Consider the following 13,276-nt stretch of genomic DNA (forward strand, 5'->3'; position numbering starts at 1 on the left):
GGCTCAGTAGCGGTAGTGGTCGGGCTTGTACGGGCCCTCGACATCGACGCCGATGTACTCGGCCTGATCCTTGGTGAGCTTGGTCAGCGTGCCGCCGAGTGCCTCGACGTGGATGCGCGCGACCTTCTCGTCCAGGTGCTTGGGCAGGCGGTAGACCTCGTTGTCGTATTCCTCCGGCTTGGTCCACAGCTCGATCTGCGCGATCACCTGGTTGGAGAAGCTGTTCGACATCACGAACGACGGATGTCCGGTGGCATTGCCGAGATTCAGCAGACGCCCCTCCGAGAGCACGATGATGGACTTGCCGGACTCCTTGAACGTCCAGAGGTCGACCTGCGGCTTGATGTTCAATTTCGTTGCGCCGGAACGCTCCAGCGCCGCCATATCGATCTCGTTGTCGAAGTGACCGATATTGCCGAGGATGGCCTGGTCCTTCATCGCCTTCATGTGATCGAGGGTGATGATGTCCTTGTTGCCGGTCGAGGTGATGACGATATCGGCCTGGCCGATCGCCTGCTCGACGGTGACCACGTCGTAGCCGTCCATCAGCGCCTGCAGCGCGTTGATCGGATCGATCTCGGTGACCTGCACCCGGGCGCCCTGTCCCGCAAGCGATTCCGCGCAGCCCTTGCCGACATCGCCGTAGCCGCAGATCAGTACCTTCTTGCCACCGATCAAAACGTCGGTGCCCCGGTTGATTCCGTCGATGAGCGAGTGACGGGTGCCGTACTTGTTGTCGAACTTGGACTTGGTGACCGAGTCGTTGACATTGATCGCCGGGAACACCAGCTCCCCCGCCGCCGCGAACTGGTACAGCCGCAGCACGCCGGTGGTGGTCTCCTCGGTGACGCCCTGCACCGATTCGGCGATCTTGCCCCACTTGGTCTTATCGGTCTCGAAGCGCTCGCGCAGCAGGTTCAGGAAGACCTTGTACTCGGTCGAGTGGTCCTCGTCCTCCGGCGGCACCACGCCCGCCTTCTCGAACTGCGCACCGCGCAGCACGAGCATGGTGGCGTCACCACCGTCGTCGAGAATCATGTTCGCGGGCTCACCCGGCCAGGTCAGCATCTGCTCGGCGGCCCACCAGTACTCCTCCAGGGTCTCGCCCTTCCAGGCGAAGACCGGGGTGCCCGTCGGCGCGTCCACGGTGCCGTGCGGGCCGACGACGACGGCCGCGGCGGCGTGGTCCTGGGTGGAGAAGATGTTGCACGAGGCCCAGCGGACCTCGGCGCCGAGCGAGGTCAGCGTCTCGATCAGCACCGCGGTCTGGATGGTCATGTGCAGCGAACCGGAGATGCGCGCACCCTTCAGCGGCAGCACCTCCGCGTACTCGCGGCGCAGTGCCATCAGGCCGGGCATCTCGTGCTCGGCGAGGCGGATCTCCTTGCGGCCGAATTCGGCCAGCGACAGGTCCGCCACCTTGTAATCGATGCCGTTGCGGACATCGGCGGTCAGGGACGTGCGTGCGGGAAGTTCTGAGGTCGTCATCTGCCTCTATCAGCCTCTCCTGGTTCGTCAGTACCGCACCTAGGCTACAGCGTGTCCGCCAGCCGTTGAGCCTGGTAGACACCGTCCTTCTCGGACGTCCAACACTCCCGCTGGTGCGGTTTGAGCATTGGTTTCCGCGTCGTCCGGACCGGTTGCACCCACACATAGCTGTGGGCCAGCGCCTTCCCGTCGGCGGACATTGGTAACCGGGGCTCGCGCTTCGGGCTCCCGAGCCTGGGTGTTGTGGTGTTGTTCGCCCCAGGCGGCGAGGTTGACCGCGGCGTTGTGGTCGCGGTCGAGTTCATGTCCGTTCTTACATCTGAAGGTTCGGTCGGCCAGGGTCAGTTCGGCGTTGCGGGTGCCGCAGCGGGAACAGATCTGACTCGAGGGGAACCACCGATCAGCGAGGACGACGGTGCCTCCGCGCCAGGCTTGTTTATAGGTGATCATTCGCGCGAACTCGGACCATCCAGCATCGACGATCGCGCGGGCCAGATGGCGGTTGCGCAGCATGCCTGCAATGTTCAGGTCCTCCAGTACGAGGCGGTCGTGGGTCTTGACCAACTCGGTGGTGACCTGATGCAGAAAATGGCGGCGAATATCGGCTACCCGGGCATGGTGGCGACCGAGTCTGGCTGCGGCTCGTTGTCTGTTGTTGGAGCCCTTCGGTTTTCGGGTTACCGATTTGGCCAGGCGGCGTTGCTTGTGCATCCCGGCGACCAAAGGCTTCGGAGGCTGATCAACACGAGCAACCTGGGCGCCACCGCTGGTTGCCGCGACCAAGTATGCCGACAGGCCACGATCCACCCCCACCCAACTACCACTGTCTGCGGCTGAGCGGGCGGGGTGCTGCAAGCGTGGGTGCAGGTCGACCGCCTCCACATTCAGCGTGATCCACCACCGCCCGCCCTTCATGGTGATTGTGGCGAACAGTATCTTCGCACGACCACCCAAGAGCATTCGCCGCAATCGCCGGGTGTCGTCACGGACCGCAACCGTCCCGATACCGGGGAGTATGACCGATCGCGGACGGTCATCGCTTCCGACTCGGATCAAAGGCAGGCACCCTCGGGAGTTCTTGTTGCGCAACCGGAACGATCGTTGTCCTGCGGCTTTCCTCTTGAACCGCGGAAAGCCGACTCGGCGACCCTTGCGGGTGCCGCGACGCGAGTCCGTCCATGCCGCCAATGCCCGCGCACAATCCACGCCCGCTTGCTCGAACACCTGCTGACATACCTCGCTTCGCCACACCAGCCCGGTGGCCGACGTGACGGTGGTGCCCTCTGTGTCGACCACGAACACCCGCCCGGCCTGCTCGGATTTCTTCCACCGGTTGAAGTAGTTGATGAGATCGAACCCCGACCACGGCACCGACACTGTCGGGTCGCTCTTGCGCGCGGCCAACGCCGACTTCACCGCGCGCAGGCACTGATTGAACGCGAACCGCGCCGCGCCGACGTGGCGCCACAGCACTGTTTGCTGCTCGACCGTGGGGTCCAAGCAGAACCGGAACGAAGTGTGCCGCACCACATCGGCAGCATCCCACCAGCCACCGACAAGTTCGATTCATCCGATTTGCCGTTTCCGCCACTCTTTACAAATTCAATGATTTGTCTAGACAGACGACAAGATGATCTCTATTGTCAACTTTAGTGGTGCTGCATACCACATGTGATGTGCCCCTGATGAGGAGACAACGATGTCCACGGAAACCCATGCGTCCGGCCCCCGGGTCGAGGCGACCGACTGGCGCGACAGCAAGCGATATCTGTGGCTGTGGGGGCTGTTCGCGCCGACCGGCCTGTTCTCCATCGGCCTGCCGCTGGTCTGGGCGTTGAATGAATTCGGCTGGCACAGGCTGGCCCAGGTGCCGTTCTGGTTCGGCCCGGTGCTGGTCTACGTGGTGATTCCGCTGGCCGATATCTTCTTCGGCCCGGACGGCAACAACCCGCCGGACGAGGTGATGGAGTACCTGGAGAACGACAAGTACTACCGCTACCTCACCTACCTCTATCTGCCCTTCCAGTACGCGACGCTGATCATGGGCTGCTACCTGATCACGGCGGACAACCTGAGCTGGCTCGGCATCGACGGCGGGCTGCACATCGTCGACAAGATCGGTCTGGCCATCACCATCGGCATGATCGGCGGCATCGGCATCAATACCGCCCACGAACTCGGCCACAAGAAGGTCGACCTGGAGCGCTGGCTCTCGCGCATCGCCCTGGCCCAGTCGTGCTACGGCCACTTCTACATCGAGCACAACCGCGGCCACCACGTGCGCGTCGCGACGCCGGAGGATCCGGCGAGTTCCCGTGTGGGCGAGACGTTCTGGGCCTTCTTGCCGCGTACGGTGTGGGGCAGCCTGACCTCGTCGTGGCGTCTGGAGCGGACCCGGCTCGAACGTCTGGGCAAGAAGCCGTGGAGCCTGCAGAACGAAGTGCTCAGCGCCTGGCTGATGTCGGTGGCGTTGTGCGCGGTGCTGCTCGCGGCGTTCGGCATCGGCCTGCTGCCGTATTTGATCCTGCAGGCGATCGTCGGCTTCAGTCTGCTGGAGGCGGTCAACTACCTGGAGCACTACGGCTTGGTCCGCCAGCGCACCGCATCCGGCCGCTACGAGCGGCCCGCCCCGGTGCACAGCTGGAACAGCGACCACATCGTCACCAATATCTTCCTGTACCACCTGCAGCGGCACAGCGATCACCACGCGTACCCGACCCGGCGCTACCAGACGCTGCGCAGCTGGGACGGCGCACCGAATCTGCCGAGCGGCTACGCGAGCATGATCCTGCTCGCCTATTTCCCGCCGCTGTGGCGGCGCGTGATGGACAAGCGGGTGCTCGCGCACTACGGCGGCGACATCACCCGTGCCAATATCCATCCGGCCAAGCGGGACAAGGTGATCGCGCGCTACGGTACGGCGGAGGCGTGATCATGAGCAGGTTTCGCTGTCCCGTTTGCGATTACGTCTATGACGAGCTGAAAGGTGCGCCGCACGAAGGCTTTCCGGCGGGCACGGCGTGGGACAAGGTGCCCGACGACTGGTGCTGTCCGGACTGCGGTGTGCGCGAGAAGATCGACTTCGAACCGATGGGAGTTCCCCAGTGACGGAATACAAACTATTCCAATGTATCCAGTGCGGCTTCGAGTACGACGAGGCCAAGGGCTGGCCGGAGGACGGGATCGAGCCCGGCACCCGCTGGGACGATATTCCGGACGACTGGACCTGTCCGGACTGCGGCGCGGCCAAGGCCGATTTCTACATGGTCGAGATCGAACGGTCGTGAATTTTGACTGCGGCAACCACCCGTGACAACCTCGCGGGTATGCCGCGCACCGGACCGAGGGTTTCCTATCAGGAGGCGGCGCGGGAACTCCTGCGCACCTCCGTCCTGGATTCGATGCGCGAGCTGCTGACCGAGCGGGACTGGTCGAAGATCACCCTCGGCGACGTGGCCACCAGGGCCGGGGTCAGCAGGCAGACCCTCTACAACGAATTCGGTTCGCGCGCCGGGCTGGCGCAGTCCTACGCGCTGCGCCTGGCCGACGATCTGGTCGACCACGTCGGCTCCGCGATCGACGGCAATATCGGCGACGCGCGCGCCGCGTTCGAGGAGGGGCTGCGCGACTTCTTCCGGGCGGCCGCCGCCGACCCGCTGGTGCAGTCGCTGGTCATCGGTGAGGTGAAGCTGGATCTGTTGCGGCTCATCACCCTTGATGCCGAGCCGTTGCTCGAACACGCAACCGCGCGGCTGTCCACCGCGTTCCAGCACACCTGGGTGCAGGCGACGGCCGCCGAATCCGATGTACTGGCCCAGGCTCTGGTGCGGATCGCGCTGAGCTACATCCCGACGCCGCCCGCGCCGGGGCGCGACGCACCCGCGGAATTGAGTGCGGTATTCGGTCCGTACGTCGAGGCGATTCTGGCCGCGCGCGAACGGCGTTGAGCCCCGCGAGAACGGCGTTGATCCCACCAGTGAGAAGTTGACCGTTTGCGGTGAGTGTGCCGTGATCGCGGCCACATGTGAACATGCTTAAATACCAACTGTCAGGCATGTAACCGCTGACGCCTTTCAGCGCCCAACTGCTGTGTAACAGACGTAAGGTCTGTATGTATTGTCATGCGTCGGAGTTAGGGTACTTATTTAGCGGGGCAAACGTGCAAACGGTTGGCAAACCGGCGGGGTCTCCCGACCCCAAACGCCATCTGTGGGTCCTCGGTCTGATCGCACCATCGAGCGCATTGTTGCCATCGCAGCTGGTCTTGCATACCGGTGCCCCGATCTTCTGGTGGATCGGGCCGATCATCGTGTTGATCGTGATCCCCGTGCTGGACTGGGTGGTCGGTGAGGACGGCAGCAATCCACGCGATGAGGATTACGAGTTGCTGTCCAATGACAGGTATTACCGGTGGTGCACCTACCTGTTCCTACCGGTCCAGATGATCGGGCTGGTCATCGCCGCCTACATGTGGGCCGGTGACGAGCTCAGCGTGGTCGACAAGCTCGGGCTGGCAGCGACTTTGGGCTTCGTCAGCGGCATCGGCATCAATGCGGCGCACGAACTCGGGCATCGGGTCGAACACCTGGAGCGCTGGCTGGCCAAGCTCGCGCTGGCGCAATCGGGATACGGCCACTTCTTCGTCGAGCATAATCGCGGCCATCATGCCAGGGTCGCGACGCCGCAGGATCCGGCCAGCGCCCGGATGGGCGAATCGCTCTGGGAGTTCTTGCCGCGCAGTGTTTCCGGCGGATATCGCTCGGCTATCAAACTGGAACGCGACCGCCTGAACCGCAAGGGCAAACGCTGGTTAAGCCTGGACAACCACATCCTGCAGGCATGGGCGATGAGCGTGGTGCTGTTCGGCACGCTGGTCGCGATCTTCGGCTGGCGCATGGTGCCGTATCTGGCGCTGCAGGCGCTGATCGGGATCGCGCTGTTGGAGACGGTGAACTACGTCGAGCACTACGGTCTGCTGCGGGCGCGCCGCCCCAACGGTCTCTACGCGCGCTGCTCGCCGCGCGACAGCTGGAACAGCGACCGCCTGGTCACCAACATCTTCCTGTTCCACCTGCAACGGCACAGTGACCACCACGCGAATCCGGGACGCCGGTACCAGACGCTGCGCAGCTCGATGCAGGCGCCGCAGCTGCCGGCCGGATACGCCACCATGATCGTGTTCGCGGCCATCCCGCCGCTCTGGCGACACATCATGGATCACCGCGTGCTGGCCCATTACGGCGGCGATATCACCCTCGCCAATATCCAGCCGCGCAAGCGCCGTCGAATCCTGATGACCTACGGCGTGACCGCGTAGTTCATCCGCAGGAGGTTGTGGGGTTCCCGGCTTGCGCCGGGAACCCCACAACGCGACCACCCTGGGTCGGCGGAAGTCTCGCCGATCAGCGAAGCAGGACGTCGGCGTTGTCGGGCAGCGCGTCGGCCGGCCACCAGCGCAGATCGGTGGATTCGTGGCTGCGGACCGGGATCGCACCGGCCGGGGCCACGATGCGGAACAGCAGATCGAGGTGCCTGGTCGCGACGCCGAGCGAGCAGGTGATCGGATGTGCTTGCGCGCCATAGAGTTCCGGATCGATGCGCAGACCCGCCATGCCGGACTCCTCGGTCGCCTCGCGCAGCGCGGCGTCGGCCACGGTCTCGTCACCCTCCTCGCAGTGCCCGCCGAGTTGGATCCAGCGGCCGACTCGCGGGTGCAGCGTCAGCAGCACCTCGCGCTCGTCGTGCGAGAAGACCACCGCCGAGGCCGTGATGTGACCGGGAGCGTGCTCGCGCAGACACCCGCGCGGGGCGGATCCGAGGAAGGCCAGCATCGCCTCCCGCAGCGAGGCGTCGACTCCGGTGGGCTGCCACGCCTCGAGCAGCTGCGTCGCCGAGGCGTGCAGGGAACTCGCGCTCACCGATCCGCCCCCTTCCGCACCCCTTGCGGACACCCACGACGAGTGCGGATCCCACCTGCGGATTCGCGGGGGTTCACAGTTCGACCAAACCGGGGCCGGGGCCGAAGACCGGGCGAGGAGTGAGCTCTTCCAGGGGGTGGCCGATGGCGATGGCGCCCAACGGTTGCCAGTCGTCGGCCAGGCCGAGGACGTCGCGGGTGATTTCCGGCGCGAAGATGGTCGAGCCGATCCAGCAGCTGCCGATGCCGTCGGCGGCCAGCGCGACGAGCAGTCCCTGGACGGCCGCGCCCACCGCGACGGTGAACATGGTCCGCTCGTTATCGCGACGCCGCTCGTCCGGATAGTCGTGCGCACCGTCGGGCACGCAGAACGGGATGATCACCTCGGGTGCGTCGAAAAGGATTCGGCCGCGGGCGATTCGGCGTTCCACCCGCTCCGGGTCGAGCCCGTCGGCGGTGAGATCGGCCCGCCACCGCTCGGCCATCGCCTCGAGCAGCTGGGCGCGCAGGCCGGACTTGCGGACCCAGACAAAGCGCACCGGGCGGGTGTGGTGCGGCGCGGGCGCGGTGAGCGCCTTGGCGACCGCGGCGCGGATGCTTTCGGGATCGACCGGGGTATCGGCGAATTGGCGGATGGAGCGACGCAGCAGCAGCGCCTCGGAGCGCCCGCGCACGATCGCCTCGGCGGTGCCGAGCCAGAACAGATCATCGGTGCCGCCGCGCAACAGGTCGGCGGCGCAGGATCCGTCGTCGGTGACCGGCAGCCCGCGCACCACCGCGACCGGGACGCCGCCGAGCTTGCCCTTCACCAGATCCGCGGCGGCGGCCAATTCGTCGGCCACCGCGACCTGGGTGACGTGCAGTTCATTGCCCTGCCCGTCGACCGCGCCCGCGTAGTCGTGCAGCACCCGCAGACCCGATGCGCCGATGGCGGCGTCGGTCTGGCCGTTGCGCCAGGCCCGGCCCATGGTGTCGGTGACGACCACCGCGACGTTCACGCCGAGCCGCTCGGACAACGCGTTACGCAGCGCCTTCGCGCTGGCATCCGGATCGGCGGGCAACAGCACCAGTTCACCCTGCTCGACATTGGATCCGTCCACCCCGGAGGCGGCCTGCACGATGCCGAGCTTGTTCTCGGTGATCAGCGTGCGGCCCTTGCGCGCGAGCACGCGCACCGCTTCCTGTTCGACCAGGGCGCGACGGACGGTATCGCGCTCTTCCGGGTCCGATGGCGCCTCGACGATCCGCCCCTCCGCCTTCGCGATGATCTTGCTGGTGACGACCAGGATGTCGCCGTCGGCCAGCCACGGCGCGCAGACGGCGATGTGCTCGCCGATGTCATCGCCCGGCCGGAACTCCGGCAGTCCGATGATCGGCAGGATGCGCAACTCCCCCGCCGCGTGGTCGAGGGGTCCGGTCATATTGATGGCTCGCTCGGACACACCGTCACCTTCCCGACTCACGGCTTGACTCCCGCCAGATCCAACGCCTGTCGCACCATTTCAGCAGTGGTCGGCGGATCGGTCATCAGCAATGGCACGCTGCGCACCTCGACACCGGGCACGTCCGCGGTATCGGTGGTGTGGATCAGCCATCCGTCCAGGATGCCGGTGGCCGAGCGCGCGCCGTAGTAGCGTCCGATCGCCTCGGCGGTGGTCTCGACGCCGATCACCGAGAGGCATTCATCGGCCATGCCGCGCAACGGTTTTCCGTCGATCACGCCGGAGATGCCGATCACCTTGGCCTCGGTGGTGCGCAGCGCGCCGCGGATTCCGGGCACCGCGAGGATGGCGCCGATGCTCACCACCGGGTTGGACGGGGCCAGCAGCACGGCGTCGGCCTCAGCTATGATCTGCGTCACATTTGGCGCGGGTTTGGCCTCATCGGCCCCAATTGTGGCGAATCCATGCGTCTCGATGCCCGCGCGGTAGCGAACCCACCACTCTTGGAAATGGATCGCGCGGCGTTCGCCAGGGTTGTCGGGGTCACTGACAACGACATGTGTTTCGCAGCGATCGTCGGTAGCCGGGATGAGTTTTACGCCCGGCTGCCACCGGTTGCACAACGCCTCGGTGACCGCGGAGAGCGGGTACCCGGCGCGCAACATTTCGGTCCGAACCAAGTGCGTCGCGATATCGCGATCCCCCAACCCGAACCAATCGGGTTGGGCGTGATATTTGGCCAGTTCTTCCTTGGCGTGCCAGGTTTCCGCGACCCGGCCCCAGCCGCGTTCGGTATCGATTCCACCGCCGAGGGTGTACATGCAGGTATCGAGGTCGGGGCAGATCCGGAGGCCGTGCATCCAGACGTCGTCACCGACATTGACGATGGCGGAAACATCCGCATCGGGCAGTAGTTCCCGGACACCCTGAAGGAAGCGCGCGCCGCCGACCCCGCCGACCAGGACGGCGATCTTGGGGCCACTGGCGGGCGTGGTGTCCGCTTGTTGTGGAGTCACATCGACACAGCCTATGCGCTGCCGGAGCGGCCGCGGTTGGCGCCATATTTGCCGGTCATTTGCTATTCCGTGTTCAAGATCAGCTGTGGAATGTGGCGGCAGATAGTAACGGAATTGCGACGGCGGCTTGACCATCGACACGTCCGGCGTGTCTAATCACAGTCATGTCATTTCGGGTTCGCGCGAGAGCTCAACGCGCGGACCGACTTTCGAACAGATGTTCGCATCGGGATGGCAAGCTCGGGGATGTCCGCGGGACAACGTCGCGGGGTACGGCCGTCGGTGTGCGTGTTGGTCCGACGGAAAGAATCATTCTGCGCTAACACACAGTGAGGAGGCGGAGCGATGGCCAATGAGCTGGCCCCTTCGGGCATGCCGGGCGGCGTATCGCAAACCGATTCCACAGCAGGCGCAGCACGTGGCGTCTGCGCAGAGATCGGTCGGATCGAACCGGACCGGATCGGACCTGAGATGACCGACGGAGTGACGGCACCCCGGCTCAGCTTGGTCGTGACCGGCTTCGACGAGATGTTCGAATCGATCGAAGAGCAGTGGCAGGAACGTGCCCTGTGCGCACAAACCGATCCGGAGGCGTTCTTCCCCGAGAAGGGCGGCTCGACCCGTGAGGCCAAACGGATCTGCATGGGCTGCGAGGTACGCGACGAGTGCCTGGAATACGCACTCGCACACGATGAACGCTTCGGCATCTGGGGCGGCCTCTCCGAACGGGAGCGGCGCCGCCTGAAGCGCGGCATCGGCTAGCAGACTCTGGCGCCCCCAGGATTACCCGTCGCGCAGCCGCGAGCACATGGGTAACTCCTGGGGCCTGCCCAGCAGTCGAACCGCGATCGACCGCCGGTCCGCAGCGCGGCTGACGAGGACTCAATACGTCAGCCGAAGACTCGGGAGGCGGATGAGCCCGCCTCGATGCGCATAGCCGGGGCGGGCTGACTAAGTTTTAGTCATGGCCCGTTCACGTAACCGTCGTCCACCGACCGCACGTTCGGTGATCCGCCGCGGGCGCGGGGTGCGCGGGCCGATGCTCCCACCGACCGTGCCGGCGTGGCGCACCCGTGGGCAGCAGTTCGACCGGCTGGTCCTGGAGGCGTTCGCACCGCTGGACACCCGATGGCACGACCGGCTGACCAAACTCGATATCGCCGTCGACGATGTGCCGAAAATCCGTCCGCTGCACCCGGATTCGGTTACCTGGCCGGATGAGGTGGTGGCCGACGGGCCGGTGCCGCTGTCGCGGCTCATACCGGCCGGTGTCGACCGGCACGGCGTCGCCACCCGCGCCCGGGTCGTGTTGTTCCGCAAGCCACTCGAACTGCGCGCGGGCGATCCCGACGATCTCGTCGACCTCTTGCGCGAGGTGCTCGTCCAGCAGATCGCCACCTATCTGGGCGTCGATCCGGACATCATCGATCCCGAAGGCGAGTGACCGCGAGCGGGTGAACTCGCGCCCGAAAACGCCGAATCCTTAGCGTGTCTGAGCACATCGCGGCGTCGAGAGGGTTACTCTCATCGGCGTGATCCCCATGCGTCGTTGCTGCCGACCAGGTTGCAAGAATCCCGCTGTTGCGACGCTCACCTACGTGTACTCCGACTCGACCGCGGTCGTCGGCCCACTGGCAACGGTGGCCGAACCGCATTCCTGGGATCTGTGTGAAACGCATGCTTCCCGCATCACCGCGCCGAAGGGTTGGGAGATGGTTCGCCACGAGGGCGGATTCTCTTCCAGCACACCGGATGACGACGATCTGACGGCATTGGCCGAGGCGGTCCGCGAGGCCGGATTGCGCCGCCGTCCCCCGGAGCACGACCAGCGTGGCTACTCCGACTACGCCCCGCCCCCGCCGCGCGCCACCCGCACCGGCCGTCGCGGACACCTTCGAGTTCTGCCGGACCCGCCCAACTGAGGTCGGGGCGGGACCGTGTCAGCGGCGTCGGTGGGAGCCACTAGTGTGGTCACCATGACAGTGGCCCGCTCTGCCGAATTCGTGAACGCGGTGATCAAGGCTTATGACGTTCGCGGTGTCGTCGGTGAACAAATCGACGGGGAATTCGTCCAGGATGTCGGTGCCGCGTTCGCGCGGTTGATGCGCGCCGAGGGCGCGACCCGCGTGGTCATCGGACACGACATGCGTGAATCCTCACCGGAACTCGCCGCCGCCTTCGCCGACGGCGTGCTCGGCCAGGGCCTGGATGTGGTGCACATCGGACTCGCCTCGACCGATCAGCTGTACTTCGCCTCCGGTCACCTCGACTGTCCCGGCGCGATGTTCACCGCCAGCCACAACCCGGCCCGCTACAACGGCATCAAGCTGTGCCGTGCGAAGGCGCTTCCGGTGGGCCAGGACACCGGCCTGGCGACCATCAAGGACGAAGTGATCAACGGCGTGCCCGCCTACGACGGAACGCCTGGCAGCGCCACGAAGCTCGATCTGCTGACCGACTACGCGAGGTTCCTGCGCGGACTGGTCGACCTCGACGACATCCGCCCGCTCACCATCGCGGTGGACGCGGGCAACGGCATGGGGGGCCACACCGTGCCCGAGGTGCTGGGCACCGTGGGGCAGCTGACCGTGGTGCCGCTCTACTTCGAGCTGGACGGCTCGTTCCCCAATCACGAGGCCAATCCGCTCGATCCGAAGAATCTGGTCGATCTGCAGGATCTGGTCCGCAAGTCCGGCGCCGACATCGGCCTGGCCTTCGACGGCGACGCCGACCGCTGCTTCGTGGTCGACGAGAACGGCGATCCGATCTCGCCCTCGGCGATCACCGCGCTGGTCGCCGAACGTGAGCTGGCCAAGGAACCGGGCGCGGTCATCATCCACAACCTGATCACCTCGCACGCGGTGCCCGAACTCGTGCACGAGCTCGGCGGCACCCCGGTGCGCACCCGGGTCGGCCACTCGTTCATCAAGCAGGAGATGGCGGCCACCGGCGCGGTATTCGGCGGCGAGCACTCCGCGCACTACTACTTCCGCGATTTCTGGGGCGCCGATTCGGGCATGCTCGCGGCATTGCACGTGCTCGCCGCGCTCGGCGAGAAGGATCGGCCGATCTCGGAGCTCATGTCGTCGTACGAAACGTATGCGGCGTCCGGAGAGATCAACTCGACAGTGGCGGACGCAAAGGAGCGGACGATGGCTGTAGTGGAGGCATTCGGGGATCGGGCGGTATCGGTGGACCGGTTGGACGGGGTCACCGTCCAGCTCGCCGACGACGCCTGGTTCAATCTGCGCGCGTCGAATACCGAACCGTTGCTGCGGCTGAACGTCGAGGCCCGGTCGACGGAGGATGTAGACGCACTCGTAACCGAGATTCTGAGCATCGTTCGCTCCTGACTGGAATAGTGGAATCACAGACGTTGGATTCGCCCGACCTGGGCGCCCGTGTCGATTTCT

General features: G+C 65.6%; 14 protein-coding genes. 9 read left to right on the forward strand and 5 right to left on the reverse strand.

Translation table 11 applies throughout. The features are described 5' to 3' along the window. Nucleotides 1-3 precede the first annotated feature (3 nt). The gene (ahcY, locus tag ACHQ4I_RS13600) at nucleotides 4-1,488 is read right to left on the reverse strand and encodes an adenosylhomocysteinase (protein ID WP_420772065.1); all 1,485 of its coding nucleotides are present in this window, start codon (nucleotides 1,486-1,488) and stop codon (nucleotides 4-6) included. Between the two features lie 39 nt (nucleotides 1,489-1,527). Then, on the reverse strand, nucleotides 1,528-3,018 hold the full coding sequence (locus ACHQ4I_RS13605; protein WP_420772066.1) for an RNA-guided endonuclease InsQ/TnpB family protein: 1,491 nt from the start codon (nucleotides 3,016-3,018) through the stop codon (nucleotides 1,528-1,530). Nucleotides 3,019-3,187: 169 nt separating this feature from the next. On the opposite strand from ACHQ4I_RS13605, the gene ACHQ4I_RS13610 reads away from it, so the two are divergent. From ACHQ4I_RS13610 to ACHQ4I_RS13630, 5 genes are all read left to right on the forward strand, one after another. After that, nucleotides 3,188-4,420: an alkane 1-monooxygenase gene (locus tag ACHQ4I_RS13610; RefSeq protein WP_420772067.1), complete on the forward strand. Its 1,233-nt coding sequence runs from the start codon at nucleotides 3,188-3,190 to the stop codon at nucleotides 4,418-4,420. A 2-nt stretch (nucleotides 4,421-4,422) separates the two neighbouring features. Further along, on the forward strand, nucleotides 4,423-4,596 hold the full coding sequence (locus ACHQ4I_RS13615; RefSeq protein WP_420772068.1) for a rubredoxin: 174 nt from the start codon (nucleotides 4,423-4,425) through the stop codon (nucleotides 4,594-4,596). Then, nucleotides 4,593-4,775: a rubredoxin gene (locus ACHQ4I_RS13620; protein WP_063047281.1), complete on the forward strand. Its 183-nt coding sequence runs from the start codon at nucleotides 4,593-4,595 to the stop codon at nucleotides 4,773-4,775. The genes ACHQ4I_RS13615 and ACHQ4I_RS13620 overlap by 4 nt, the downstream gene beginning before the upstream one ends. 39 nt (nucleotides 4,776-4,814) lie before the next feature. After that, complete coding sequence (locus ACHQ4I_RS13625) at nucleotides 4,815-5,435, forward strand: TetR/AcrR family transcriptional regulator (protein WP_420772682.1); 621 nt, start codon at nucleotides 4,815-4,817, stop codon at nucleotides 5,433-5,435. Between the two features lie 164 nt (nucleotides 5,436-5,599). Further along, nucleotides 5,600-6,805: an alkane 1-monooxygenase gene (locus ACHQ4I_RS13630; RefSeq protein WP_420772069.1), complete on the forward strand. Its 1,206-nt coding sequence runs from the start codon at nucleotides 5,600-5,602 to the stop codon at nucleotides 6,803-6,805. Between the two features lie 85 nt (nucleotides 6,806-6,890). On the opposite strand, the gene ACHQ4I_RS13635 is transcribed toward ACHQ4I_RS13630, so the two are convergent. The 3 genes from ACHQ4I_RS13635 to cofD form a co-directional block, all read right to left on the reverse strand. Beyond that, nucleotides 6,891-7,406, reverse strand: a complete 516-nt coding sequence (locus ACHQ4I_RS13635; RefSeq protein WP_420772070.1) for an NUDIX hydrolase — start codon at nucleotides 7,404-7,406, stop codon at nucleotides 6,891-6,893. A 73-nt stretch (nucleotides 7,407-7,479) separates the two neighbouring features. Then, nucleotides 7,480-8,826, reverse strand: coding sequence for a coenzyme F420-0:L-glutamate ligase (locus ACHQ4I_RS13640; RefSeq protein WP_420772683.1), 1,347 nt, complete (start codon nucleotides 8,824-8,826; stop codon nucleotides 7,480-7,482). Between the two features lie 38 nt (nucleotides 8,827-8,864). Further along, nucleotides 8,865-9,863 (reverse strand): 2-phospho-L-lactate transferase, encoded by a 999-nt coding sequence (gene cofD / locus ACHQ4I_RS13645; protein WP_420772071.1) that lies wholly within the window; start codon nucleotides 9,861-9,863, stop codon nucleotides 8,865-8,867. Nucleotides 9,864-10,391: 528 nt separating this feature from the next. Here cofD and ACHQ4I_RS13650 point away from each other — a divergent pair. The 4 genes from ACHQ4I_RS13650 to ACHQ4I_RS13665 all read left to right on the forward strand — a co-directional run bounded on the left by ACHQ4I_RS13650 (nucleotide 10,392) and on the right by ACHQ4I_RS13665 (nucleotide 13,216). Further along, a complete protein-coding gene (locus ACHQ4I_RS13650) occupies nucleotides 10,392-10,625 on the forward strand; it encodes a WhiB family transcriptional regulator (protein ID WP_029901515.1) in 234 nt (77 codons plus the stop codon). 202 nt (nucleotides 10,626-10,827) lie between these two features. Continuing rightward, nucleotides 10,828-11,307: a metallopeptidase family protein gene (locus ACHQ4I_RS13655; RefSeq protein ID WP_420772072.1), complete on the forward strand. Its 480-nt coding sequence runs from the start codon at nucleotides 10,828-10,830 to the stop codon at nucleotides 11,305-11,307. A 97-nt stretch (nucleotides 11,308-11,404) separates the two neighbouring features. Beyond that, nucleotides 11,405-11,785 carry a DUF3499 domain-containing protein gene (locus ACHQ4I_RS13660; RefSeq protein ID WP_420772684.1) on the forward strand — a complete coding sequence of 127 codons (381 nt, stop codon included), beginning with the start codon at nucleotides 11,405-11,407 and terminating at the stop codon, nucleotides 11,783-11,785. 60 nt (nucleotides 11,786-11,845) lie between these two features. After that, nucleotides 11,846-13,216 (forward strand): phosphomannomutase/phosphoglucomutase, encoded by a 1,371-nt coding sequence (locus ACHQ4I_RS13665; RefSeq protein WP_420772685.1) that lies wholly within the window; start codon nucleotides 11,846-11,848, stop codon nucleotides 13,214-13,216. Nucleotides 13,217-13,276: the final 60 nt, after the last annotated feature.

Origin of the sequence: Nocardia nepalensis, assembly GCF_048910785.1 — a bacterium.
Taxonomy (GTDB): Bacteria; Actinomycetota; Actinomycetes; order Mycobacteriales; family Mycobacteriaceae; genus Nocardia; species Nocardia nepalensis.

Bases quoted from the DNA above. Each gene is read 5' to 3' on its own strand.
- ACHQ4I_RS13615 (WP_420772068.1), top strand. From the start codon at position 4,423: ATGAGCAGGTTTCGCTGTCCCGTTTGCGATTACGTCTATGACGAGCTG.
- ACHQ4I_RS13655 (WP_420772072.1), top strand. From the start codon at position 10,828: ATGGCCCGTTCACGTAACCGTCGTCCACCGACCGCACGTTCGGTGATC.
- ACHQ4I_RS13650 (WP_029901515.1), top strand. From the start codon at position 10,392: ATGTTCGAATCGATCGAAGAGCAGTGGCAGGAACGTGCCCTGTGCGCA.
- ACHQ4I_RS13640 (WP_420772683.1), bottom strand. From the start codon at position 8,826: ATGACCGGACCCCTCGACCACGCGGCGGGGGAGTTGCGCATCCTGCCG.
- ACHQ4I_RS13630 (WP_420772069.1), top strand. From the start codon at position 5,600: ATGTATTGTCATGCGTCGGAGTTAGGGTACTTATTTAGCGGGGCAAAC.
- ACHQ4I_RS13610 (WP_420772067.1), top strand. From the start codon at position 3,188: ATGTCCACGGAAACCCATGCGTCCGGCCCCCGGGTCGAGGCGACCGAC.
- ahcY (WP_420772065.1), bottom strand. From the start codon at position 1,488: ATGACGACCTCAGAACTTCCCGCACGCACGTCCCTGACCGCCGATGTC.
- ACHQ4I_RS13660 (WP_420772684.1), top strand. From the start codon at position 11,405: ATGCGTCGTTGCTGCCGACCAGGTTGCAAGAATCCCGCTGTTGCGACG.
- ACHQ4I_RS13625 (WP_420772682.1), top strand. From the start codon at position 4,815: ATGCCGCGCACCGGACCGAGGGTTTCCTATCAGGAGGCGGCGCGGGAA.